Source organism: Ralstonia sp. GX3-BWBA (assembly GCF_003290055.1).
In the GTDB taxonomy this organism is placed as follows: domain Bacteria; phylum Pseudomonadota; class Gammaproteobacteria; order Burkholderiales; family Burkholderiaceae; genus Ralstonia; species Ralstonia holmesii.
In genome coordinates, this window is the sequence record NZ_QMKS01000029.1 from 86,711 (window position 1) to 112,445 (window position 25,735).

At 60.1% G+C, this 25,735-nt stretch carries 17 protein-coding genes and 2 pseudogenes; 7 read left to right on the plus strand and 12 right to left on the minus strand.

Translation table 11 applies throughout. From position 1 onward, the window contains the following. Nucleotides 1-258: 258 nt before the first annotated feature. Nucleotides 259-1,716 (plus strand): hypothetical protein, encoded by a 1,458-nt coding sequence (locus DOD19_RS26980; RefSeq protein ID WP_239498122.1) that lies wholly within the window; start codon nucleotides 259-261, stop codon nucleotides 1,714-1,716. Here DOD19_RS26980 and DOD19_RS28090 read toward each other — a convergent pair. The 5 genes and pseudogenes from DOD19_RS28090 to DOD19_RS27000 form a co-directional block, all read right to left on the minus strand. After that, nucleotides 1,675-2,253 (minus strand): hypothetical protein, encoded by a 579-nt coding sequence (locus tag DOD19_RS28090; RefSeq protein WP_239498123.1) that lies wholly within the window; start codon nucleotides 2,251-2,253, stop codon nucleotides 1,675-1,677. The genes DOD19_RS26980 and DOD19_RS28090 overlap by 42 nt on opposite strands. 42 nt (nucleotides 2,254-2,295) lie before the next feature. Then, nucleotides 2,296-2,748: pseudogene (locus DOD19_RS28095) on the minus strand (TniQ family protein); the annotation flags it as partial. Continuing rightward, complete coding sequence (locus tag DOD19_RS26990; RefSeq protein ID WP_112189080.1) at nucleotides 2,745-3,650, minus strand: TniB family NTP-binding protein; 906 nt, start codon at nucleotides 3,648-3,650, stop codon at nucleotides 2,745-2,747. The gene DOD19_RS26990 and the pseudogene DOD19_RS28095, both read right to left, overlap by 4 nt. Continuing rightward, on the minus strand, nucleotides 3,643-5,565 hold the full coding sequence (locus DOD19_RS26995) for a Mu transposase C-terminal domain-containing protein (protein ID WP_112189082.1): 1,923 nt from the start codon (nucleotides 5,563-5,565) through the stop codon (nucleotides 3,643-3,645). Before DOD19_RS26995 ends, DOD19_RS26990 begins: the two co-directional genes overlap by 8 nt. 3 nt (nucleotides 5,566-5,568) lie before the next feature. Further along, complete coding sequence (locus DOD19_RS27000; protein WP_112189084.1) at nucleotides 5,569-6,216, minus strand: TnsA endonuclease N-terminal domain-containing protein; 648 nt, start codon at nucleotides 6,214-6,216, stop codon at nucleotides 5,569-5,571. A 441-nt stretch (nucleotides 6,217-6,657) separates the two neighbouring features. Between DOD19_RS27000 and DOD19_RS27005 the strand changes: the two genes are divergently transcribed. Then, a complete protein-coding gene (locus DOD19_RS27005) occupies nucleotides 6,658-7,581 on the plus strand; it encodes a cation diffusion facilitator family transporter (RefSeq protein WP_004637006.1) in 924 nt (307 codons plus the stop codon). Here DOD19_RS27005 and DOD19_RS27010 read toward each other — a convergent pair. Then, nucleotides 7,578-9,185 (minus strand): ATP-binding protein, encoded by a 1,608-nt coding sequence (locus DOD19_RS27010; protein WP_112189086.1) that lies wholly within the window; start codon nucleotides 9,183-9,185, stop codon nucleotides 7,578-7,580. The two genes, DOD19_RS27005 and DOD19_RS27010, sit on opposite strands and share 4 nt — an antisense overlap. A 77-nt stretch (nucleotides 9,186-9,262) precedes the next feature. Here DOD19_RS27010 and DOD19_RS27015 point away from each other — a divergent pair, with 77 nt between their 5' ends. Further along, the gene (locus DOD19_RS27015; protein ID WP_004637002.1) at nucleotides 9,263-9,868 is read left to right on the plus strand and encodes a response regulator transcription factor; all 606 of its coding nucleotides are present in this window, start codon (nucleotides 9,263-9,265) and stop codon (nucleotides 9,866-9,868) included. A 29-nt stretch (nucleotides 9,869-9,897) separates the two neighbouring features. Here the strand turns inward: DOD19_RS27015 and DOD19_RS27020 are convergent, their stop codons facing one another. Together DOD19_RS27020 and DOD19_RS27025 are read right to left on the minus strand one after the other, a co-directional pair. After that, the gene (locus DOD19_RS27020; protein ID WP_112189088.1) at nucleotides 9,898-13,065 is read right to left on the minus strand and encodes a CusA/CzcA family heavy metal efflux RND transporter; all 3,168 of its coding nucleotides are present in this window, start codon (nucleotides 13,063-13,065) and stop codon (nucleotides 9,898-9,900) included. 12 nt (nucleotides 13,066-13,077) lie between these two features. Beyond that, a complete protein-coding gene (locus DOD19_RS27025; RefSeq protein ID WP_112189090.1) occupies nucleotides 13,078-14,298 on the minus strand; it encodes an efflux RND transporter periplasmic adaptor subunit in 1,221 nt (406 codons plus the stop codon). 136 nt (nucleotides 14,299-14,434) lie between these two features. Here DOD19_RS27025 and DOD19_RS27030 point away from each other — a divergent pair, with 136 nt between their 5' ends. Next, complete coding sequence (locus tag DOD19_RS27030; RefSeq protein ID WP_112189092.1) at nucleotides 14,435-15,952, plus strand: efflux transporter outer membrane subunit; 1,518 nt, start codon at nucleotides 14,435-14,437, stop codon at nucleotides 15,950-15,952. Between the two features lie 53 nt (nucleotides 15,953-16,005). On the opposite strand, the gene DOD19_RS27035 is transcribed toward DOD19_RS27030, so the two are convergent. The 4 genes from DOD19_RS27035 to DOD19_RS27055 all read right to left on the minus strand — a co-directional run bounded on the left by DOD19_RS27035 (nucleotide 16,006) and on the right by DOD19_RS27055 (nucleotide 21,351). Beyond that, nucleotides 16,006-16,794, minus strand: a complete 789-nt coding sequence (locus DOD19_RS27035; protein WP_112189094.1) for a hypothetical protein — start codon at nucleotides 16,792-16,794, stop codon at nucleotides 16,006-16,008. A 779-nt stretch (nucleotides 16,795-17,573) separates the two neighbouring features. After that, nucleotides 17,574-19,226, minus strand: a complete 1,653-nt coding sequence (locus tag DOD19_RS27045; protein ID WP_112189098.1) for an Nramp family divalent metal transporter — start codon at nucleotides 19,224-19,226, stop codon at nucleotides 17,574-17,576. A gap of 43 nt (nucleotides 19,227-19,269) precedes the next feature. Beyond that, entirely contained in the window at nucleotides 19,270-19,473 is a 204-nt protein-coding gene (locus tag DOD19_RS27050) for a hypothetical protein (RefSeq protein WP_112189100.1), read from the minus strand. Between the two features lie 381 nt (nucleotides 19,474-19,854). Continuing rightward, nucleotides 19,855-21,351 (minus strand): carbohydrate porin, encoded by a 1,497-nt coding sequence (locus DOD19_RS27055; RefSeq protein WP_112189102.1) that lies wholly within the window; start codon nucleotides 21,349-21,351, stop codon nucleotides 19,855-19,857. A 965-nt stretch (nucleotides 21,352-22,316) separates the two neighbouring features. Between DOD19_RS27055 and DOD19_RS27065 the strand changes: the two are divergent. The 3 genes and pseudogenes from DOD19_RS27065 to DOD19_RS27075 all read left to right on the plus strand — a co-directional run. Beyond that, a pseudogene (locus DOD19_RS27065) lies at nucleotides 22,317-24,644 on the plus strand (CusA/CzcA family heavy metal efflux RND transporter); the annotation flags it as partial. Then, the gene (locus DOD19_RS27070) at nucleotides 24,641-24,979 is read left to right on the plus strand and encodes a copper-binding protein (RefSeq protein ID WP_024979364.1); all 339 of its coding nucleotides are present in this window, start codon (nucleotides 24,641-24,643) and stop codon (nucleotides 24,977-24,979) included. The pseudogene DOD19_RS27065 and the gene DOD19_RS27070, both read left to right, overlap by 4 nt. A 396-nt stretch (nucleotides 24,980-25,375) precedes the next feature. Then, nucleotides 25,376-25,657, plus strand: a complete 282-nt coding sequence (locus DOD19_RS27075; protein ID WP_024979363.1) for a hypothetical protein — start codon at nucleotides 25,376-25,378, stop codon at nucleotides 25,655-25,657. Nucleotides 25,658-25,735 lie beyond the last annotated feature (78 nt).

Below are 25,735 nucleotides of genomic sequence, written 5' to 3' on the forward strand. Positions count from 1 at the left end.
TACATGGCGTCGGTTTGACGACACAATCAGAGCCACATGGTTCGCATAAACGCGTTTCCTAAAAGCGGGGACCTTTGGCGCGTGGACTGGTTCGGCCCCATTGCCTTTCCCGATCGCATGTTGCGGCGGCGCCATCCATCCGTGCTGGTCTCGCTTTCCAAGGCCAACGCCCCTGATGGTGCCGGTCGCTTATCGCTCCTATCGCTTCACAAAGCGGAAAGGCAAACAACCCGATGCTGGGTCTCAGTCGGAACCACAATGCTCTTGCGCATCGGTGACCTGTGGCGCGAGCAAGGCTTGGAATCCCGTGCGGCTGACGAAGAGTTGCTCTGCGAAGACCTGGCGATCAGCCGAGACACCTGCGATCTCGTAAAAGCCGGATCGAGCTTCGACGAAGGCTGTTTCATGCTGCCGCTCCACGAGCATGCGGGACATCGCGAAAACACGCACTCCTATTGCGTCCGGGTCGCGCTACCAAATGGAAAGCTCCTCGTCGTACCGTGCATGGAGTTAATCCGCTTCTACTTTGGCTCGTCCAGCGAACTCCTCAACCGACTGTTCGTGCCCCCACTCCAGAGGGAGAATCTCTACACAGGCATAACAATCGATCGGCGCAACCGGATGACGCTGCAGCTTGCCGACCGCATTCCGCGTGCAAGCGCCGAGGACATCGCCCGAATCGCCGGAAGCCGACTCGCCTGGCGTGCGGCCGCGATGATCAGTACCTCCTGTGTCAGTGCCGCGCAGGCGCGCCAGGATATCTACCCGCAGACCCTGTTTCCGTTCGAAGGAACGACAACACTGCGGGCCGCTGGGAAGTGGCTGTCGCGAGGCAATGATCCAAAAGGGACGTTCCTCGTCTACCAACTCCTGAGTTGCTCTCACCCGTTTCCTTTCAAATCATTGCAATTCCGCGTGACGGGCGCAAAGAAAGCTCGCAGCAGCGGCATGGCGCCCGATACCCCACCACAGGAAGCCGCGCCAACAGCCCGGAAAACCAAGGAACCTTCCAAGATCAGCCTGGAGGAACACGACCCCTCATCGCAGCTTGCTTCAGCTACGATGCCCATGCGTGGCAATCGACGATTTGTCGACCTGGAGAACAAGTGGGTCTTCGCAGACAGAACCATTGCCGGGAAAACGCCTCGTGCCAACGCCTCGTCCGGTGACCCGATCAGTGAGCACGCGATCGGCGAACCCGGCTCCACGAAGCGCATCCGCGAAGCGCTGATCGTCGAAGGCGACAAAGAGGTTCCAGACCCACCCGCATTCCTGGAACACGCCGTCAAGGCCCTATGCACACTGGACGACGCTTCAGTTAGAGTTCTGACAGCGAGTCGCGACGACGGGTGGTCCGTTCCAGTACCGCTGATCGCGGATGAGGACGGAGTACTGGACGAGTACCTGCTGGTTCCGCAGGACATGCACCGCCTGAAGCGCGTGGCCGCCTTCGCAGTTTCCTCAAAGGAGGCATCCACGTTGCTCATGGTTCTCGAAGCCAGCCCACCCATATCGTTTGCCATCCCATTGGCAGACAAGAGTGACGAAGCGATACAGCGTGCAATTCAGGCAGCGACGGGAGCATTCATCTCCGTCCAAAACGGCACCGACTATCACGTAGTGGCTTTGGAGCACACACTGGCAAACGCTCCCGACGAGCTGCGCTCCTGGATCTCAATGCAACTCAACCACGCGGCCATCGCGTACCTTCGATGATGAGGCGCGCCCGTCTGCTGATGCCCCGACTGGCGAATCAAGACGCGCGGGCGAACCCGCGTCGCGCCGGTACTGGTTCAGGATGTCCTTGACGAATTGGTGATGTAGTGGAGCAATCGGCTTGACCGGTACGCCCTGCGCCTCGGTATCGTGCTGAAGCAGCCAAAGCGACCACAACAGCACTGCGTGGCGAGTTAGTACAGGTTGCAGCTCCAGTGCCGGCTTTCTTGGCTGTTCAATCTCCAAGTCGGAGTAGCCGAAGCTGCAGGCTAGGCAATTGCAGAGCCGAGGCTTGACCTTGCATGACAACACAGTCACTGCGATAGCGTGCAGACGCTCCAACAGGTCACGCTGACGCACTGTGTTCAAAACAGAAAGCTCGCGCGTCAACTGCTGCAACTCAGGAAATAGACCACTCCCTCGATCGTCTATAACGGGCGCCTCCGCCAATCGGAGGTCGTAGTCGCAGTTGTGGCAATGGCAAATGCCATCGATTTCCGCATGACACCAGTTCGCGTCTACCCGCTGGATGAACAAGCAAGCGCCGCAGCTTGGGCATCGATCAAGCAGTAGACATTGGTGTCGCTCGCAGAAGGTTTGAAGTGCAACTCGCCAGCAGAGGCGGAAGTACGGTATCGGGTCGCTCTTCAGACAGTAAGGGCAGAACTGAAGGCCCGGACCGAACCGGGAGTTTCGCGGCAGATTGATAGAGATCACCCACCGGAGGGATCCTCCCATGTGAAACTGTGGGTACAGGATTCGCTCATAGGCCCGCAGCGTGGCCTGACGAACTACCTCCAGATGGGTTCCTGTGTGGAATGCCAGTGATGTCAATAGCGACTCGGGGCCGTGTCGGTCGATATCCACCGTTAGCACCCGAGCCGCAGGGCCGAGTGCCAGATTGCAGAACGGCATCACACTCATTCCATGGCCATGGGCCAATCGCACGATCCAGCTCGACAGAAGCTCACCTGGTATGGGCTTGTACCGAACTGGCCAAAGCGGCGTCTTTGCACATGCCCACGTTTTCATAGCCGTCGTGTGTACGTCCTGCGCTTGGAGGGTGGGACCCAGTCCAACTCGGTGAGCTGCAGTTCGGTGATCGCCTCCTTCCCGGACCGAATGGCGTCCACTGCAGCAGTCTTCACGAGGTCGAAGATGTCACCAAGGGTGGACTCGCTCTTCATGTAGATCGCTTGCATCATCTCCGCACGATGGAGCCCTGACGGTTGGCGCAACGGCGTCCGGTGCTCCAAGGTCTTCAGCAACGTTCCCAACTGCCTGCCTGGTATCCAACTAGGCATCTCAATCGGTACGAATCGACTCGACATCTGCGGATCAGCGTTGAACGCGTTGTACGCCTCTTCAATCCCCGAGGCGACGATGCTGATCTTTGCTTCATTGCTCAGGCTTTTGAGGGCATTGCGAAACTCGCGTTGCTTGGTAAGGCCACCGGCGATGAGATGGTGGATCTCATCGATGATGAGGATGCGCACATCCATCTCGCCAAAGAGACGCTTGACCTGCGAGTACTTTTCATAGACCGGAGCCGTCGGCTTGTACGGCGCCATCAGACTATCCATGATCCGGCTGTAGAAGTCGGACAGATCAGGCTTGGGCGGCGCATCGACCATCACCACCGGGCACCGCGTGACCTCCTGCTCAGGATCCAAATCGGGAAGGTGTTGATCGCGAAAACGCTCAAGAATGGAAGTCTTTCCGCTGTATGAAGGACCTACGATGAGATAGCTCGGCATCCGCGTTACCTTTGGGTAGTCGAGCAAGTCCTCCAACTTCTGAAGCGTCGTCTTTGCATGATCGAGTGGGAGCCACGTGCCAGCCTGGATCAGGCGAATCCGATCCTTGTCTGGTAGGGTCAGCTGTTCCTGCGCCTTCGGGCTGAGATGACTGTACTCGGCTGTCGTGCTATTCATCGTCGCTCAGCGGTTGGATTTCGTCAGGGTCATACCCTCGTATCGCCGGTGCAAGTCTGGTCGGCTCAAGCTTCGAAACTTGCGGCAAGTCTTGAGGCTTTTGCGCCCGAGCTTTGGCCTGCTGCTTACGCTGCTGCTCGGCACGACGCGCCGCCTTCGTCTTGGTAGCAGCAGACGCTTCAATCTCACGCTGTCGCGCGATCAGCGCGAAAAGGTCACGCTCGCGGTACTTCTCCATGCCCGTATCTCGTGCCATCTTCTTGGCCGCGCGAATCTCCCAAATACTCGCCGCTGGGAGACTCATGTCTCGATAGGGAATCGGGAAATAACGTTTGACGTCGGGATCGAAAAAGTACAGGACGCTCATATCGCTCGGATCGTAGCGAAATCGGAACTGTCTGGTCTGCCTTGAATTCTTTGTGTCGCGAGCGTTCACCCACGGGCGCAAGATGTCATGGAAGTAGTGAATTCCGTCAATGGCGACCCCGTAGTCTTGGATCGTCCGGTCCACGTACGGCATGAAATCGATGCGGACTTTCTCTGCATCGGTGCGTATCGGTGGCAATCCGCGGCCGATCTTTTCCCGTGTTCCAAGAATGCCTTCACGCCACTTGGTCAATGGTGTTGTGCCGATACCCGAGTGCACGGCGCGGTGGTACCGCGCGAACATGAGGACAAGCCACTTTTCCAGCTCATCGAACGTCATGCAAGCGTTACCCTCGGCGTCGTATTCCCCTTTCTGCCGCGGGTTCGCGAAGGTTGCGCCTTTCAGCCCCTTCAACTCTTCCGACACCGTGCCCATGAGCCGTTCGATGTGCCCGCCATAGCGCGGCTGCTTGACCGGTCGCAGATGAATATCGATGTGGTACTCCCTTGCGGCGAGCGCCAGCATCTTGCCCCTGAATTCGCGTGCGTTGTCCAGATGAAGCACATCCATGACCCCATAGAACGGCCACTCAACGTCCCCACACCCCATCCGAGCCATCCAAGCATCTTTTGTCAGAATGGCATGCGAGATGCACATGCCGGCGGACATCGCGGACGGGGCATCAAAAGTTAGGTACATGCCGAGGCAAACGCGACTGAATACATCGATCGCCAAGGTGATCCAAGCACGGCCGATGGATTTTCGATGCTTGTCATCGACAATGATGACGGGCAGTAAGGTGTGATCGACTTGAACCAGCGCAAGCGGCCAGCCTGCATCCGGGATGGATCCCTTGTTCACATGGAATCGCTGTTCAGCAGCTCGCCTACCTTCTCGGTGTTTAAGCGACTCTTGCTCATTCAACCAACTGAGATGCCGATATACAGTCGACGCTGCAGGAAGAGGCTCGATGCCTGCGTCGTAGCAAAGGCGGCGTATTTCGCGAGCGGCCTTGGCGACTGATGGCTTTTGCTTGGTTAGATGGTGCTCCCGAACATAGTTATCCAGGATTAACTTCACCTCTGGCGAGAGCCGACTGCGCCCTCGGCCACCGTTCTTGCGCGTCGGTAGCAACGAAGACAACAATTCAGAAGCTGAATATGCGCTCAGCCAGTTGTAGATCGTTCGAACGCCTACACCTGCTTTGATGGCTGCAGCAGCGTAGTCAGCTTTTGCACGATTTTGCCGATTGTCCAGCAGCGGGCCAATCGCTTCCAAACGCATTTGTGCAACCTCCCATTCTTCGCTGGATACGTCTTCCAGATCAACTTGATCATTGCCTTCTGCTGGATCGCCACTGCTCCTGAACGGGGCCTCAAGTGAACCCAGCTTCAGCACAACAAGTTCATCCGACGCCTTCTCACGCGCGAGAACCTTGTTCAAATCGGCATGGCGGAGAACTATATATTCGCGCCCGTCATGAGTGACGGTGCTGCCCTTCCTAACGTGTAGAAGAGTCGGCATCTTTGCTCGTGAATTGCCCGTCATGACCTAGCTCGGTAGAGATAGTGGCGTGCTTTCCGACAGCGGAACCTGCAGATCCGCTTGAATTGCGCCATGGGCCACAAGATGCCAAAGCACGGGAATCCACGTTGCACGCGTCTCCAAGTTGTCTGTCAGACAGCCGAGCAATGCTGCCGGCGTCATCGGACTCCCCTCTTGACGCATCGCCTCAAGTAGATGATCAACTGCCACCGGATCTGCCGGCGTATGGCGGTATCGATGCAGATATTTCAGGTTCTGGATAAGAGGCGTCCTGACATCCAGCTCTGTTCGGGTAACGAAGATCCAGCCTCGCTCTTCAGCAAACACCACTGCCGCGGCGAACTTCTCTCGGTATTTGTCAGCGTACCGATCCAGATGCTCTTGCGTTTTGATCTCTACCAGCTCAGGTGGTCGGAGATTTCCGGAAGGCGTGGGACGATATGTCACCAGCAGGTCCGGGACATAAATTCGGCCACGGGACAGTGGAATTTCGACAGGCTGGACGTCGTACGATTCGAGGTAAGGATCCGAGTCCAGCAGGAGCATGTACTCCTTCTCCAAGATCGACTCGAACTCAACCACCTCGTCCGCCTGCGGAGAGGCGTGTCGTCCCGTGACAAAGAGGAAATTCTTAGGGATCCGGCGCACCGGCATAAAGCGCTCCACAAATCACACATCCGTGGATTCTTGCTTTCCCCACCAAGACTTGTCGACCCTCCATCGCGAGGGGGCTCAGCGTCGTGAGCGTCTTCCAGTCTAGGTCGGCTCGGAACACTTATGTAGTGCACACATGGCGATCGGACCATTGCAGGCGCGAGCTGCCTGCTCGCCAACACAGTCCGGTGGTCGACACCGTGACCGATTGCAAAGACACATGCGTTAAAAAACGGAGCAATCTTGGCTCATATGCCCCATAAATGAGGCAGGGAATGGGCCCTCAGAGGAGATGCGCAGAATGAGAACGCCTCTCATGCGGATTCTTTTCTGCAGCTCCCGGTTATTACCAAAATGGCCAGTTCTGCCCCTATGATCGCGGACAAATTCGGGCACGCGCCCTCAAGGTGACCTGTCCTCGAACATCGGACGAACAAAACCATGCAACAGCCAACCGAGATCGATCTCGACAGCGAGACGCCCGCCATGAGGCGCGCGGCGAAACGCAGCACGCTCGTGAGCGTGGGTGTCAATTTGACCCTAACAGCTGCGCAGCTGATTGCTGGCGTTCTTGCCCATTCACAGGCGTTGATAGCCGACGCGATTCACTCGCTTTCCGACCTGGTTTCGGATTTCGTTGTTCTCTTCGCTGGACACCATAGCCAGAAGGAACCGGACGCGGAACATCACTATGGTCACCTTCGATTCGAGACAGCGGCGTCCCTGGTATTGGGCTTGCTGCTACTCGCCGTCGGCATCGGGATGCTTTGGAGCTCGGTGACCAAGCTTGAGCATCCGGAGTCGATCTCACATGTAAAGTTGATCGGTTTGTGGGTCGCACTTGGCGCCCTGGTGAGCAAAGAACTGTTGTTCCGGTACATGCTGGCCATCGCGGAGCGCGCGCGCTCCAGCATGCTGATAGCGAACGCTTGGCACGCTCGCTCCGACGCGGCTTCCTCGTTGGTGGTCGCGCTCGGCATCGTCGGCAATTTGCTTGGATTCCATCTGCTCGACCCAGTGGCCGCACTCGTTGTCGGGTTAATGGTATCGAGAACGGGCTGGCAGTTTGGCTCGAATGCACTACACGATCTCATGGACAGAGCTGTCGATGAAGAGACAGCGACCGAGATTCGGGATGTGATACTCGGCACGCCGGGCGTGCTTGGCGTTCATGACGTACGGACACGCAAAATGGGCGACATGATCCTGGTGGACGCACACCTCGAGATCGCAGGCACCGCAACCGTGAAGGTCGGTCACGACATCGCGCTCGAAGCCAGGCGACGCGTCATGGAAAGACGTGATGTACTCAATGTCATGACCCACGTCGATCCCGTAGTCGAGCTCCCACCCGGCACAAGCTAGCTTTTCAGGCGGGGTAAGAACACGTTGAATGTTGAGCCTTTGCCTTCTTCGCTGGTCACGGTGATCGTCCCTCGGTGCAGTTCCACTACCAGCTTCACCAAATAAAGCCCTACACCTGCCCCGACCGTCCCCGCAACGTTGCCCCCACGCACGTAGCGCTCGAACAAACGCTCGATATCGCGTTCGGGTATGCCCATGCCCCGGTCTTCAACCGTCACCGACACACCGTCGGCATCGCTGCGCACACGCACACTGACCGGTGCGCCTGGCGGTGAGTACTTGACGGCGTTGCCGACAAGATTGCTGAAGGCCTGGAACAGAAGCCGGGCATCGCCGAAGAATGTGTTCGGCTCATCAGCCTCTACGCACTCGTCGATCCGTGCGCTTGGCGTACTTTCCCGGTGCATCTCGCAAACCTCGTGCAAAAGTGCCGCAAGCGGGAAATCGGTGCGCCGCATCGCTGCGGGCGTCGTGGAATCTAACCAGTGCGAAGAGTCGAGCAGGTGATCCATGAGGTGCGTCATGCGCTGCACCGCCGCGCGAATTTTCCCGCAGCGCTCTTCCAGCGTCTCAGGCGGCAAAGCGTCACGCATGCGCATCAACCGCTGGGCCTGACCATCAATCACGCCTAGTGGTGTGCGGAATTCATGCGAAGCCATTGAGACGAAATTGCGCTGCAGCTCGGCCATGCGACGCTCCTTGTCGAGCGTCTCCTGCAATACGGCGGCTTGGGCGATCAGTGCATCCTTGCTGCGTCCCAATTCGATTGTGTTTTCTCGAAAGCGCGCCACGGCCTGCGCAATATCGCCAATCTCGTCGTGGCGCTCCAAGCCAGGGATGTCGATCCGGGTGTCGTTGTTGGCAATGTGGTGCATGCGATCGACCAACGCAGCAATCGGCCGCGACACAGCGTAGACAAGGTAGATCACAGCCAGCACGACCAGGCATGCCGCCACCACGATCGCCCCAATGATGAGTTGCCGCGCGTCGTGGTAGGCCTGTGCCTCACGCTCGGTTTCTGCTGCCGCGCCAGCGACACTGCGCTCGGTCATCACGCCCAGTGTATCGTTGGCCAAGTCGAATGCATGCTTGGAGTCCGTGTGGTAGAGCCGCGTACCGCCCGCTACGTCGCCTGCCTTGGCAGAAATCATCAGTCGTTTCGCGAGCTCACGATACGTATTCCATTGGGTGACAAACTGGCTGTAGAGCTCGTGTTCGGCACTATCGTGCTCGATCTTGTCGTAGCGGGCCTGGGACGTGGCAATCAACTTGTCTAGCATGACGACCTGTTCGTCGGCAGCTCGCAGATCGGCGCGTGATGAGGCGATCAGAAAATCGCCTTCGGCCGCGCGGTAATCCGAGATGTAGTTGTTCAGGTCCCCTAGAATTCGGCTGTTCTGAAGCCAGCGCCCGCTGATCTGCGCAGATACGCTGTGGAAACTCGCCAATTGGTCGATACTGAAGGCGCCGACGCCAACCACCAACAGTAAAAAGACCACGAACACCAGCGTTAGCCGCACCCGGATAGGGCGCAAGATCGACGGAGAAGCGATTCCAAAGCGCCGCCCGTCTGGCGCGTCGGAGACCGGTTTTGGCGAGTGCATAGGTAGTGTCCTGCGCAGTGTTCCTTGGCCCCGTCGTGAGCGGAGCATCAGTCACCATACCATCAGGTGGAACATCCATGAAGCCAGTCAGCGCCAAGATTCTTTGCATTGAAGACGATATTGAAACCGCCGAACTGATCGCCGAAGAGTTGGCTGAACATGGCTATACCATCGTCACGGCGCACGACGGAGAGTCCGGCCTGGCGATGCTCCTGCGCGAAGCCCCCGATCTTGTGCTATGCGACGTGGGCATGCCGGGCATGACAGGGTTCGAGTTGCTGGAGCAGTTGCGCACGCTCGCGCCACGGTATGCCGAGATTCCGTTCGTCTTTCTGACGGCGATGGCGCAACGCGACTCCGAACTGCGCGGGCGGCGCCTGGGGGCCGATGACTACGTGACCAAGCCGGTCGATTTCGAAATCCTGATTAGCATCGTGCAGACCCGGCTCGCCAGACGGCCGCGCACGCATGCCGCGCATCCGCCCGTACAACTGAGCGAGCGCGAGGCCGAGGTGCTGGCATGGTCTGCGCGCGGCAAGACATCGGGTGAGATCGCCACGATTCTTGGGCTCTCCAAGCGAACGGTCGATTTCCATATGGACAATGCGCGCGAAAAGCTGGGCGTCGCCACGCGCATAGAAGCCGTGGTCAGGGCATCCAGTGCAGGGATCATTAAGCCGTAAGCGCCGCCGCACGAAGCGGCGGCCATCGCTCAGACCGGCGCTTCCTCAAGGGGCGGGTCTTCAGACGGCGGCTCCTTGCCGAGGAAGACCATCCGCAACGCAGGCACGATCACCAGCAGCATCAACGGGCCCACAAGCATGCCGCCCACGACCACGGTGGCCAGTGGCCGCTGCACCTGGCTGCCGATGCCCGTGGAAATAGCCGCCGGGAACAAGCCGATACATGCCGACAGCGCGGTCATCAGCATGGGCCGCATCCGCTGTTGCGCCGCATGGAACATGGCTTCAGTGGGCTGGAGGCCGCGCTCTCGGCGCAGGTCGTTGTAGTAGGTGATCATCAGAATACCGTCCATCACGGACACCCCAAACAACGAGACAAAGCCGATTGCCGCCGAGACGCTGAAGTCCAACCCCGTCAGGAACAGCGCTGCCACCCCACCGGTAATCGCAAATGGAATCCCGGCCAGCGCCATCAGACTATCGCGCAGCGAATTGAACAGCCCATAGAGCAGCACCAGGATCAACAGAATGCTGATCGGCACCATGACCGCCAGCCGCTGCTTGGCTTGCTCCAGTTCTTCAAATTCACCCGCCCACTCAATGCGGTAACCCTGCGGCAGCTTGACATGCTGGGCGATGCGTTGCTGTGCTTCTTCCACCGTGCCGCCCAGATCGCGCCCACGCACGCTGAACTTGACCGGAATATAGCGGGCATTCTTCTCGTGATAGATGTACGACGCACCCGTATCCAGCGTGATATCAGCCAGGGCCGATAGCGGAATGTATGAGTTGCCGCCGTTAGCGTTTGTGTAGGCGACGCGGATGTTGCGCACCGCATCGATAGTGGCGCGGTACTCCGGGGCCAGCCGCACCGTCAGGGCAAACTGCCGATCACCTTCCAGGATGGTGGTGGCCTGCGAGCCCGACAAGGCAGCCTGCACCACGGTGTTCACGTCCCCTGTGTTCAGCCCATAGCGCGCGGCCGCCTCCCGGTTAATGCGCACGTTCAGGTTCGGTTGACCCAGCACACGAAAGATGCCCAGGTCTGTGATCCCTTTGACCTTGCTCATTTCGCTTTGCACCTGGTCGGCCAACCGTTCCAGCACTTGCAAGTCCGGGCCGATGATCTTGACCGAGTTGGCCCCCTTCACGCCAGACAACCCCTCTTCCACGTTGTCCTGAATGTACTGCGAGAAATTCAGCCCGACCCCAGTGAACTCGCTGGTGAATTCTTTTTGGATCTGCGCGATCAGCTTCTCCTTGGTCATCCCGGCCGACCATTGGTCGAACGGTTTGAGCGGCACGAAGAATTCAGCGTTGTAGAAGCCCGCGGCATCACTGCCATCGTCAGGGCGTCCGTGAGCCGACACCACCGTGCGCACCTCGGGGTGCTTGAGCAAAATCTGGCGCATCCTAGCGACCGGTACCACGCCCGATTCCAGTGACGCCGTTTGCGGCATCGTCAGCCGAATCCACAGGTTGCCTTCTTCAAGCGCGGGCAGGAACTCCGTGCCCAGCAGCGGCATGAGCGCGGCGGTTGCCGCAAGCACGATCGCTCCGATTGTCACGGCAATGCGCCGGTTGGATAGGGACCACTTCAGCGCTGGCTGGTAGAGCTTGTGCAGTGCGCGCACGAGCCAGGTTTCCTTCTCTTCAATCTTCTTGGGCAGCAGGTACGAGCACAGTGCCGGCGTGACCGTGAAGGTGGCGATCAGTGCGCCTGCCAACGCGTAGCCATAGGTACGTGCCATCGGGCCGAAGATCTGGCCTTCCACCCCCTGCATGGTGAACAGCGGAACGAAAGCCGCGACGGTGATCAAGGCGGAGAAGAACACCGCGCGATCCACCTGCAGCGCACTGACGAAAATCATGCGCAAGCGCTCCGGCACGCGGAAGCCGAGCATCTTCGCGTCACGACTCATCAGCAGACGCGTCTGCTCCGCAGCCGGCATCTGGAAGTTGCGAAAGATGTTTTCGACCAGGATGACGGAGGAATCCACGATGATCCCGAAGTCCACCGCGCCCACTGAAAGCAGGTTGGCGGATTCACCGGTCAGCAAGAGAATTAGGATGCTGAAGAACAGCGCAAAAGGAATGTTCGCGCTGACAATGATGGCGCTGCGCAAATCGCCCAAAAAGATCCATTGGATGAAGAACACCAGCAGGCAGCCAAACAGCAGCGCATGCATGACCGTGTGCGTGGTGACGGAGACGAGCTCCGAGCGGTCGTAGTAACGCTCGACCTTCACGCCTGCCGGCAGCGTGCCATCGGTGTTGATCTTGTCCAGCTCGGCCTTGACGCGCGCCACCACGTCGTTGGTCTGCATGGTGCGGTTCATCACCACGATGGCGGTGACGACGTCGCTTTCGTTGTCACGGCCGGCAATGCCCAGACGGGGCGCGAAGCCGATCTTCGTCTTCGCAACATCCTTGACCTGCACGGGCACCCCGTTGGTCTGCGTGAGGACGATCTTGTCGATGTCCTTCACGTCTTGGATGAGACCCACGCCGCGGATGTTGACGGACTGCTGCCCAAAATTGATCGTGCGCCCGCCGACGTTGATGTTGGCGTTACCGAGCGCCGTCATCATCTGCGGCAACGTTACGCCATAGGCTTCCAGTTTCTTTGGGTCAACCTCGACGTCGTACTCCTTGGTCGTGCCTCCCCAACTGACGACCTGGGCTACGCCGGGTACGGTTTTCAGGCGGCGCTGCAGCACCCAGTCCTGCAAAGTGCGCAGGTTGGTCAGGCCGAAGTGAGGAGGCCCCTTCAACTGATAGCGCACCACTTCGCCGACCAGACTGGACGCCTGGATTTGCGGCTGCACGTTGTTGGGCAGGCTGACGTTCTGCTGCAGGGCAAGCGCGGCCTGCGTGTAGGCAAAGTAGTAGTCGATCCCGTACTTGAAGGTCACACGCACGAACGACAGACCGTAGAACGACGTGGAGCGGATATTCTCCACGCCAGGCGTCGCGGCCAAGCCGATTTCCATTGGCACCGTGTAGTACCGCTCCATCTCTTCGGCCGATAAGCCCGGCGTTTGTGCGGTGATTTCGAGAATAACGGGCGCAGGGTTGGGGTACGCCTCGATATTCAGCTTGGAGTACGCGAACAGCCCTGCCGCCACGAACGCCAGCAGGAACAACAGGATCAGCGGCCGTCGCAGCAGCGACAGCTTGAGAATCGCCTTGAGCACGGTGAACCCCCTTCAGTCAGCGCTATTGACGCTGCCGGAAGCAGCCGTGCTCAGGTACAACGCCCCCTCGCTGGCGGCCAGTTCGCCGGCGTTCAGACCCTCAAGGATCTGCACGAAGCCGTCCTGCTCAAGGCCGAGCTTGATCACGCGCCGCGCAAAGCGTTTGCGGTCGGTCGTGACCCAGGCGGTCATGGTGCCGTCGCCTTCGCGCACCACGCCGTCCATCGCCAATGCTGGAGATTGGATGGGTGCGCCAGTGGTGATGTCGAAGGAAGTGAACATGCCGGGGCGCAGTTCGTGCTTCGGGTCGTCGATTTCCGAGCGCACCAGGATGCGGTGCGTGTTGGCGTCGACCGACGCGCCTACGGTGGTGATCTTGCCGTTGAAGACCCGTCCGGGGAATGCCATGACGTGAATCTTGACCGGCTGTCCAACATGCAGAAGCGGCACGTCGGCTTCCGGCACAAAGGCCTGCATCCACATAGTAGACACGTCAGCCACCGTGAATGGCGCCGTGCCGTTTCCCGGTTGCAAGAGCAAGCCCGGCTGGGCACTGCGCGCAGTCACCTGACCCGAGATCGGACTGACCACTGTCAGCAGCGAATCGGTCTTGCGCGTCTGGACAATCTGGTCCATCTGCGCGGGTGTCTTGCCAAACACGGCCAGGGCTTCACGCGCGGCCTTGTAGGCAGCCTCGGCGGCTTGCTGGTCGGAGACAGCTTGGTCCAGATCCTTCTGCGCCAAGCCCTGAATCTCATACAGCTGGCGTGCACGGGCCAGAGCATCGGTCGTCAGCTTGCGCGTGCCTGCAGTGGAGATCAGCGTGGATTCCGCCTGCACAAGATCGGGGCTCTCAATATCGAACAGCGGCTTGCCCTTGGCAACGGTGTCGCCCACCTTGGCATACGTGTTGCGGATCTTGCCCTGGTATGACGTGAAGACCTGCACCGCGTGGTCCTCGTTGAAATCAACGTTTCCCACGGCTTCACGCCGGCTGGCGAATGCACGCAGCTCCACAGGTGCGACCTTGATGTACTGCAATTGGCCCTGGCTCAAAGTGACGGCTTGGCCATCACGCGACGGCGACGCAGGCACAGCGACGGGCGCGCCTGTGTACGATGGAGCGAGCGCGGCTTCCGAGCGATTCTGGCTCCCGATTCCCCACATCAGGCCACCAACGACCAACGCAGCAACGGCGCCCCCAATGGCAGCGGACTTGTAATCGACCTGCACAGCAATACCCCAGACGATAGAAATTTGCCCGCATGATGCTGCTCACCCACGGATCGGTCTACTGTGATGAATCACAGTTCGCAATGATTCGCCGCTCTCATAGAATCGCCGCCATTCGATCAGACTGGGTGCCTCCATGCCCGCCAACACTGCCCTTGGCACGCCATCTTCCGCCTCCGTTCTTCTACGCCTGACTACCATGGCGGCGGCATGCCTGTTGACCACCGCCTGCGCGGTCGGACCTGATTTCAAAACACCCGAAGCCCCCAAGGTAAGCGGCTATACGCCGCAGCCACTGCCGCACCAGACGTCGACCGCCGCCACGCAGGGTGGAGAGGCGCAGCGCTTCGTGTCGGGGATGCCGGTGTCCGACCAATGGTGGAAGACGTTTCAGTCGGAAAAGCTGAACAAGACAATCGCCAATGCAATTGCCGCCAGCCCGACTCTTGCCGCCGCCCAGGCTGCCCTGCGCGTGGCGCAGCAGCAGACGCGGGCACAACAGGGAGCGTTCTTCCCGATGCTGCAGGGCTCTTATCAGCCCAGCCGCCAACAGAATGCCGTGGGCACGATTTCGCCCACGCTCACCTCCGGTGCGCCGATCTACACCCTGCACACCGCGCAGCTCACGGTGAGCTACGCACCGGATGTCTTCGGGCTGAATCGCCGCCAGGTGGAATCGCTCAAGGCAACCGAAGATGCGCAGTATTTCCAGATGGAGGCGGCTTATCTCACACTGGCGTCCAACATCGTGGTGGCTGCCGTGCAGGAAGCCTCGCTGCGCGCACAGATCGTGGCGCAGCAACGCATTGTCGATATCAATACGCAGTTGCTCGACAACCTGCACAAGCAGTTCCAACTTGGCGCTGTGATGGGGCTGGATGTAGCAGCCGCCGAGACGGCGCTGGCGCAAGCGGAGCAGGCGCTGCCCAATCTGCAAAAGCAACTGGCGGTGCAGCGCGATCTGTTGGCCGCTCTGGCCGGCAAACTACCCAGCGAAGGCATCCCCGAGACCTTCACGTTGGCGGACTTCACGCTGCCGAAGGAGTTGCCGGTGTCGCTGCCGTCGGATCTCGTGCGACAACGCCCTGACGTGCGTGCCGCCGAAGAACAACTGCACGCCGCGACTGCACAGGTAGGTGTGGCCATCGCCAATATGCTGCCGCAGTTGACGATTACCGGGACCAAAGGCGGCACCGCCGAAATCTTCAGCCAGATGTTCCGTGACGGGAACGTCTTTTGGAGCCTGGTCGGCAACGTGGCACAGACGTTCTTTGACGGCGGGGCGCTGCTGGCGAAAAAGCGGGCGGCGGATGCGGGCGTCGATCAAGCGGAGGCGCAGTACCGTGGCACCGTGGTCACCGCTTTCCAGAACGTCGCCGACACCCTGCACGCGCTGGATGCCGACGCCGACGTGCTGAAAGCCGCGCTCAAATCCGAGCAGGCCGCACGCAAGACGTTGAACATCACAGACAAGCAGCGGGCAATCGGCCAAGTCAACCTCCTCGCCGTGCTGAACGCCGAGCAGGCCTATCAGGCAGCAACGCAGGCCACTATCGCGGCGCGCGCAAACCGACTCTCGGACACGGCTGCGCTATTTCAAGCGCTAGGAGGCGGGTGGTGGAACCGGGGCGGAGGTGACATCGCACAGCGCTGATGCTGACGAGGCGTGGGCCTTCCAATTGAGAATTGAAGCCCACCAACTGATGATCAGCTCAAGGGGATTTCGAAAATCCACTTAAACGTCCATCGGTCAGTAGCGCGCGTCAAACCTCGGCCCACGCCAAAGTTGAAAACGAACGGCTTGTGATCCACGTCAAACGCAAGAAAGGCGGTGTGCTGCTGTTGTTGCAATGGCAAAACATGGTCGACGCGCCCCAGCCCAGCGTAGTACTCCAATCCAGCGCGAACACCTGTTGCCACTATCCGCGCGACCTTGAAAGCAGGTGCGACTTCGGGCACCCCACTGCGGTCAGGGCCAGAGAGGTTCCAGTCGAGCACTGGGTTGAACGCCCATAGCCACTGTTCATTCTGATAACCGTAGATTGGTCGCAACTCAGCCGCTTGCTGCGATTGATCAAACCGACTTGCAACGTGAGCGAGCTCGACGTTGACACCGGCGAAGTAACCGACGCCTTCTTCCGGTCGAACGGGCATCCACTTCACGCGCACTTTTGGCCCCGTGACGTAGTAGGTGTTCTCGCGTGTGAGCGCGGTCGGAACGTACAGGCCAAGCTCTACCGACGACGTCAGGCCGTAAGAAAACTCGGCCGTAGCCCGCCAACCATGCGGCGTTGTGACTTCGCGCGGATAGGACGGTTCCGAAATGCCGCTTGGCGTTGTGTTGAGGTGCAGCTCAAGACCAAACTCGCCAGGTGCGTTGATGTCACCGGTGTAGACCTGAATCTCATCTGGAAGGACGGCATGCGCCGGAAGCGCCGATAGACCCAGTAACGTAACGATGAGCCCGACAAGGCTGGAGAGGCGTGCATGCAGCATGGATGGCTCCGATTTCTAGCCGCGCAAGCATAGACGCGACGCAAGTTCTTTTGCGGAATAACCCGGTGCCGCAAACAAAAACCGGCATGAGATGCGTTTTCGTTTGCACTACTCCGGTTCACCTCCGTACGGTATCCGACACGTATGGCACTGTGATTTGTACGGTATCACTGTGTGAAGGACCTGCCCTAAACTGAATATAGGGCTTGGACTTTCAGCATATGCGCAACGACTATCGAACAGGTCCGTTGCCGCGGGTCCAATATCGAGGAACAAGGGGCCGATGATGAAAGGAACTCCGAGGAAGCTTGCTCTTCATTCGACACTGCGCGTGGCAGCACTCAGCACCCTATTGATCATGGCCCTCGCCGGTTGCACGACCATCTATGAAGGCAAATATGCGTACGACGAGGGATGGAGAGTCGGAGAAATCGAAAAGGTTGGAGCGCCTGCCGATCTGGGGAGGTTCGTGGCGCTGTGTCAGCAAGGGGTAGGCCAATCCAGCGCGTCGCAACTGTTTGCTGTCGTGAGGTTTGACTTCGGAACCATGGCCGGCAAATACATGCATAGCGGGCGGAAATTGCGCCACGCGGTGGTACCGCTACCCGCGGGTAGTACGTTGAGGAAGGACACTCCCGTATACGTGAACATTCACGATTGCGAGCAACCTCTGGTCCCCGTTGCCCAACTGGACTCACAACCGCTTCAGTTACCCCGCTCGTGAAGCAGGAAGTACGCCGAAGCTGAGCAAATACAAGTAAATAGCAGTTGGCCTGGCCTTACCCTGTCAGCAGTCCGGCAATCCGCACCAGCACCAGCCCAGCCGCCACCACAAGGTAGCCGCGCAGCACAAACATCCACGTGCGCTTGAGCGGCGTCCAGCGTGCCGGCGTTAGCTGCTCCAGCGGCGGCATCGTCCAGCGGTCGCGATCCAGCACGCTCACGCGTTGCGGATGATGCGGCCGATGCAATTGTTGGCTGCGCCGCTCGATGCGCCACAGCACCAGCGACATCACCACCGCAATCAGCGAACCGCTGATCAGGATCGCACCGATCTCGAACTCGCCGATGCCGGGGAACAGCACCGCTGCCGTCAGGATGACCGACAGCATCACCAGCACCGCCACCACACCGCCGGTGAAGATATTCATCGCGCGGCCATTCGTCCACGGGCCCAGCACAGCCTTGTCGTTGCACAACAGCAGCAGGAACACCGTCGCGCTCGGCAGCAGCACACCGGCCAGCGACTGCACCGCGTTGGTCAGCAGCCCCAGCGGCACGCCGGGCGTGAGCACCAAGCCGGCAGCCAGCAGCGTCAGGCCGAAATAGATCGCGTAAAAGCCCTTGGCTTCCGTCGGCTTACGATGCAGCGAATGCCGCACGGCAAACACATCGCCAATCGCATACGCCGTCGAAAGTGACACTGCGCAGGCGCCGATGATGCTGGCGTCCAGCAACGCAATCGCAAACAGCACACCCGCCCAGCGGCCCGAATGCGTCTCCAACCCCTTTGCCGTGCCCAGCGCATCGGTGTAGTTGCCGAACGCGGGCGTGCCTTGGAAGGCCTGCGCGCTGAACGCGATCATTGCCACCGCGCCGGCAATCACGAGCACGATGCCCAGCCACAGGTCCGCACGCTCATAGCGGATGAAGCGCGCGGTGATGCGCTTGTCGATCACGTAGCTCTGCTGGAAGAACAACTGCCACGGCGCGACCGTCGTCCCTACGATGGCGATGATCAGCAGCATGACCTCCGCCAGCGGTGCACCGGCCGGTAGCGCGGGCACGAAAAAGTCGCGCGTCACCTGCCCCATCGGCGGATGCACCATCACGAACACGGGAATCAGCGTGAGGCTGCCTGCCACCAGTGCCAGCGCAAAGCGCTCGAAGCGGCGGAAGTCTCCGGTGGACGCCGCCAGCATCACCAGCGCCGCCGCCGCGCACACGCCCCAGTGGCGCGGAATGCCGAGGTACTCCAGCGCCAGGCTGATGCCGATGAACTCCGTCACCAGCGTCAGGGCGTTCACGAGAAACAGATCGATGACGGAGAAGCTGCCCCAGAACTTGCCGAAGCGCGCAAAGATGAGCCGCGCATGGCCCACGCGCGTAACGGCGCCCAGGCGCAGCACCATCTCCTGATTCACATACAGCACGGGAATGAGCAACAGCAACGTCCACAGCAGCGTGGTGCCATAGTTCTGCCCCGCCTGCGTGTAGGTGCCGAACGCGCCGGCATCGTTGTCGCCGACCATCACGATCAGGCCAGGGCCGAGGATGGCGAGCAACGTCCGCAGGCGCGCTCGCCAGCTATCCCGTGCGCCGGTGTCATGGTGGGCGATGGTGCCGAGCGCACCGCGGATGTCGCCCACGTGGGCGTCGTCGAGCGCGGCATGACGCGGTGGTGCGTCGATGCCCGAAGCGAAATGGGTCATATCGACCTCCGTTTGTTGGTGTTATTGGGTGCCCCGCGTGGGCCTACCAGTAGGTGCGCGACAGCCGGATGGCGGCCGCGGCATAGCTGTGATTGGAGAGCGGTTGGCCATCGCCAGCACGCCGATTGAGCGTGGCGGCCACGTCGTGGGCGCGTTCAGGCGCGCCGGCCCGGGCTTGCACGAACGGCGAGCTGAACGGCAGTGCAATCGCCGAGAAACGACGGGCGGGGATGTTGAATTTGCGCATGGGTCACTCCTGGCCGCATGGGCACCTCACGTGCACGGCATGCGGCAATCGCCACGACTGAGCGTGGCGCGTTCAAACATTCAAGGAGCGATGCAGACACCGCTGACTTGCCTGGGCGGCAAGTCAGCAGCAGGGAAAACCGTGCGGCGGACTCGCCTAGTGGGATGAAAATGTCGGGTAAGGTCGACTCGGACTGTCCATATGGATCCTCCGATTGCAAAAGTGCCGCTTAGTAATCAATGCGCATCAGCAGGAGCGCAGCACGGACGCTCTCGCGCAATTGCCGCGCCGGTCCGATGCAAATAAGCACGCTTCAGGGATGCAATGCCGCCTGCTTCGCGTGCCTGTTACTCAAAACGCTAGTTGGACAGAAATTCTGCATCAAAAATCCAGATGAAGGCGTGCGGCTACGACTGAAACAGGTCCCCGGTCCCGGTTATAGGCGGGGTGGACAATGTACTGGTAGTCGAGCCCAGCAGTGACATGAGGCATGACTGCCCAAGTGTAGTAAATTTCAGCGATCCGCTCAGTACCGTAGTTCAGTGCGCCGTCCCCGATCAGGACGCCCAACCCGCCGGCCGCAAAATACTGCCTCGCCGCCTTGGACAAACCGTTCACTGCAAAAGCAACGCCAAGCCTGTCTTTGGAACGCCCCCAGCGGCTACCGGACATGGAAAGGCCCGCAGAAACTGACTGATTGATATCGGTGAAGTCAAAGGTCTCTTTGTTGCCGTCATTCATGCTGGCCCGAGCAAAGAAACCCAGATCATTTGCCAGTTCTTGCTCAACATTGAGCGCGACGCCACGTCGGGAGGCGAACTGCCTGACCAAGGATGTATCTGGCGTCGATCCTGTCTGCTGCGCCAGACTCACCGCATCGTCATAGCGGCCCATATAGCCGCGGTTCACGAAGGCCAGGAATTTCAACTTGCCCGGACGGCCCAACAACTGATGGCGCGCTTCGATTTCGCCGACCCATTCATGCTGCTTGAAGCCTACATCGATGGACTCGCTATTCGGTGTCGTTGACAGGGCAAAGAAGCCCCCGCGCACGGTCCACCAAGATTGTGTCCACTCCACCGCAGCACCGCGTGTGTACCCCCACGCGTCCGCCGCATAATCGAAAGCACCGGCTTCGATAACAGACCAGTTCAAGAAGTCTGCACGGGGATCATGCGCGTAGCTGTTGGTGTCAAAGACGTCCACTACGGCAAATTTGCCGACGGTGACGGTGATGTTGTCAGCGGATCTCGACCCAGCGAGTTGATTTGCCGCTGACTCCAACGGTTCAGACTCCCCCCCCAGGTTGATGGTCTGTCGCAGGAAAAGCCGCGGCAGCTTATGGTAAGGCGTGTTGTTGCCGACTTTGTATGCACCTCCGCTAGGAAAGCCGGCCACACCGAGCGTGTTGCTCAAGCCAAAGCCCTGATCAATTTCGGCGTTCGCATACAACTCGGCTCCATGCCAAAGACGCAGCCCAACGAAGAGCGTCATGTCGGTGGTTTCACTGCTCTCGCCGTCGGAGGCCAAAGAGTTCGCGCCAGCGTAGGGGGCTCGGAACTTGGAGTGCCACTGGGTGATATGAGTGGCCTGCGCGTGGAAATTCCACCACTGTGCCTCCGGCATTGCCGGCGCTTGCTCGGCAGAAGCAGGCGATTTAGAACCCACGGCATTCTGATCCTCCGCCGAAGAAGTAGGCGGGGTTTCGGCCAGGACGGTATTTTCTGCGTGGGCAACGCAAGCCAAGGCAGACATCAGCACTGTCATGGACAGCTGAGCTGAACGGCGATGGGCGACCTGGCTAAGGACTGTGGCTCGCACTACAGAAAGCGAACGCACTGCCACCCAAATGTGTTGAATAAGGGGAAAAAACAGCATGGGGCCTCCCTCGTTCGCTTCTGTGACGAACGTAGGCAACGACCGGCCACGGACCTCCCAATAGCGACGCGCACGAAAACGCGCGGCCACATGGCCGTACCGGAGAAAAACAATCGAATTCAAGAAGAGGCTCGCGCAGAGAACCTACGCAAGAACCACCACCTGCCGTGCAATGCGGCTAGGCAGTGGCGGGAAGGGCAACCAACGCGCCTGGACTGCTTAGCCGTTCAGAGTGCGACCCAAGATCGACTAGAACAACTGTCCATGGAAATTATTCCGTAGTTGTGACGGCGCGCAGATTAGCAAGTCTCACGCAAGCCAGCAAGGCATTTCTTCGCGTATGCCATGTACAACAATTAGGCAGTCCTGAGGGTCGGCGGGTCAATAGCGCGCACTAGGGAATCCAAAGATAACAATCAGTGCGAACAGCGCATATAGAGAACTCACGGCCAACAGTGTCCGCCCATTCACAACGCCACGCCGGAAAAGCGCCCACAGGAATAGGATGGCCAGCGCGGGCGCAATACGCACCAACTGAAATGGAACTGCTAGCTCGATGGCTGCTCAGTGTAGGTGCCATGGTCACCATCATCGTCAAGCTCGCGCCATCTTGGACGACGCTGGCTCCCACTAAGCGGCACAGATCAGCGTCGGCCGCGAGGCCAAAACAATCGTGCAAACTGCTGCTGAACCAATGCGACATGATCGTGATGGGCTCGGCAGCTCGCACGCCGCTGGGCTCATTAATGGTAGCTAGGCTCTCGAATCAGCTGATGCGCCTGTCGCGCACTCCGGTAACGCTGATACGCCGAGTCGGCCGGCCTAGCGCAGTGGCTTGCGCTGGAATCAGAGCAGTTCGTTCAGCCAAATTTGGTTGCAATCATCTTCGCTATTTTTTGCAGCATAGTTCGCTATTTCCTGGGCAAACGGCGGGGTTTTTTGCAGTTTCCTTCGCTACGTCGACAGGTGAAGTCGCCGGCGGCGTCATCGTGATGCGCTCCGGCAAGAACGCATTAGAAACCATCGAAGCCGTCAAGGCCAAGCTCGCCACGCTGCAGAAGAGCCTGCCTGCCGGCGTCGAGATCGTGCCGACCTACGATCGTTCCGAGTTGATTAACCGCGCGGTAGAGAACCTGACGCACAAGCTGATCGAGGAGTTCATCGTCGTCGCGCTCGTGTGCCTGGTGTTCCTGTTCCACTTGCGCTCGGCGCTGGTCGCGATCGTTTCGCTGCCGCTGGGCGTGCTCGCCGCCTTCCTGGTGATGCGCTATCAGGGCGTCAATGCCAACATCATGTCGCTGGGCGGCATCGCCATCGCCGTCGGTGCCATGGTCGACGCAGCCGTGGTCATGATCGAGAACGCGCACAAGCATCTGGAACACTGGCATGCGGACAATCCCGGCCGGGAGCTGACCGGACACGAGCGCTGGAGCGTGATCGGCGAGTCGGCGGCGGAAGTGGGCCCGGCGCTGTTCTTCTCGCTGCTGATCATCACGCTGTCGTTCATCCCCGTGTTCACACTGGAGGCGCAGGAAGGCCGGCTGTTCTCGCCGCTGGCTTTCACCAAGACCTACTCGATGGCCGCTGCCGCGGGGCTGTCCGTGACACTCGTGCCGGTGCTGATGGGTTACCTGATCCGCGGGCGCATCCCGACCGAGCAATCGAATCCGCTCAGCCGCTGGCTGATCCGGCTTTATCAACCGGTGTTGGCTAGGGTGCTGGCGTATCCCAAGACGACGGTTGTCATCGCCGCCGTGCTGCTTGCGGCCACGGCCTGGCCGATCCTGCGCACGGGCGGTGAGTTCATGCCGCCGCTGGACGAGGGCGACCTGTTGTACATGCCATCGGCACTGCCGGGGTTGTCTGCAGGCAAAGCGGCCCAACTGTTGCAGCAGACCGACCGCCTCATCAAGACCGTCCCGGAGGTTGCCACCGTGTTCGGCAAGGCCGGCCGCGCTGATACCGCGACCGACCCGGCGCCCATCGAGATGTTCGAGACCACCATTCAATTCAAGCCGCGCGACCAATGGCGGCCTGGCTTGACGACCGACAAGCTGGTCGAAGAGCTGGACCGCGTGGTCAAGGTGCCGGGCCTGTCTAACATCTGGGTGCCGCCCATCCGCAACCGCATCGACATGCTGGCCACCGGCATCAAGAGCCCGGTCGGCATCAAGGTGGCGGGCACGGACTTGAAGGAAATCGACCGGCTGACCACGCAGATCGAGGCGGCGGTGAAGACCGTGCCCGGTGTCACTTCGGCGCTGGCGGAGCGGCTGTCCGGCGGGCGCTACGTCAATGTCGACATCGACCGGATGGCCGCCGGGCGGTATGGCCTCAATATCGAAGATGTCCAGAGCATCGTGTCGTCGGCGGTGGGCGGGGATAACGTGGGTGAAGTGGTCGACGGCCTGGCCCGGTTCCCGATCAATGTGCGTTACCCGCGCGACTACCGCGACTCGGTCGAGCAACTGCGCGGCCTGCCGATCGTCACCGACCGCGGCCAGCAGATCACGCTGTCTGATGTCGCCCGAATCCAGGTGGTGCAAGGGCCACCGATGTTGCGCAGCGAGAACGCCCGCTTGTCCGGCTGGGTGTACGTGGACATTCGGGGGCGCGACCTGCGCTCGGCGGTGCAGGACATGCAGGCGGCGGTGGCCAAAGCGGTGCCAATGCCGGCTGGCTACGCGCTGAGCTGGTCCGGCCAGTTCGAGTACCTGGAGCGCGCCAGCGCCAAGCTGAAGGTGGTCGTGCCGTTCACCTTGCTCATCATCTTCGTGCTGCTGTACCTCGTGTTTGGCCGCATCGACGAGGCGCTGCTCATCATGGGCACGCTGCCGCTGGCGCTGATCGGCGGCTTCTGGCTGCTCTACGGGCTGGGCTACAACCTGTCGGTGGCCGGGGTTGTCGGCTTCATCGCGCTGGCCGGGGTGGCAGCCGAGTTCGGCGTGATCATGCTGCTCTATCTCAAACAGGCTTGGACGGAGCGACAGGAAGCCGGCCGCAACACAACCGAGGCGCTGCTGGAAGCCATTCAGGAAGGCGCCGTCCTGCGCGTGCGCCCGAAGGCCATGACGGTCGCCGTCATTCTGGCCGGTCTGATTCCGATCATGTGGGCGCACGGCACAGGTTCCGAGATCATGCAGCGCATTGCCGCTCCGATGGTTGGCGGCATGGTCACCGCGCCATTGCTGTCCCTGTTCGTCGTCCCGGCCGTGTATCTGCTGATCCGCCGTCGGCAGACGGAATCGTCACCGCTTTCCACCCACCCCTCACATCAAGAGGAATCACTATGAAACACATCAAGACCTTTGCAATCGTGCTTGCTCTCGCTGCTGCACCGGCGGCATTTGCGGCCGAATCCATGGATGGCATGGACATGAAGCCGGCGGGCCACGCCAAGCAGGCGCCGAGCCCGGTTGCCGCGGATATCCAGAAGATCGACCTGCAAGCGGGCAAGGTCACCCTCAAACATGCTGCGATTGAGAACCTCGGCATGCCGGCCATGACCATGGCGTTTCCGGTCAAGGACCGCGCTTCGCTGAAGAACTTCAAGGAAGGCGAGTCGGTCTCGGTCATGTTCGATAAGGTCGGTGGCAAACCAACCGTGGTGGATATTCAGCGCAAGTAAATGCCAGAGTGCGCTCCCGCTGATGAGCGCGGGAGTGTGCCTCAACGCGCAGCGGCTCGAAAAATGATGAGCCGCAGGATTTCGAATATTTTCGATGCACCCCCTGACCTTCCCACGAATGGAAGGTTTATCTTGAAGTCATCGCTTCGACTACCAAACAGGAATCCCCGTCGTGAGAACTCAGGTCATGGACATGCTCCCCACACCGGCTGGCTTTGCCGGGCGGTGGCATGCGCGCGGCCGGTTTGATGTCCACGGCCGCAACCTCGTCGCAGGTTTGCAAACGGGGTCGCTCCGATGAGGGCCGGCAGCGGGATCCTCCGCCGATTGGCCGGCTGGGTCGTCCTGGCCAGCTTACTTTTCACCCGTCTGGCGGCAGCAGGGTATGTGTGCCCGATGGAATCGGTGTACGAGCCGGCGCACCAGAATCTGGTGTCGCGCGACGACTGCCTGAATGCCGGCGGCGACCAGTTGGTGCTGTGTGCCGACTCGTTTGGCGATGGGCGTCTCTGGGCCGACAACAAGGGCCATCCACCCGATGGCGATGGGCCACCAGTGCGGGAAGCTCGCTATCCCCGCCCGGAGATGTTGGGGCGCAGCGATGCCTTGCATCCCCTGTCGCTCTACACGGTGGTATCTGCGCCGATCTATCTTCAGACGGCCAGACTACGACTCTGATTGACCCCGAATGGCAGCAGTTGCTGCTGCCAATTGCAGAAACCATGCGCACACCTTGCTGCGAACAATGCACGCCAT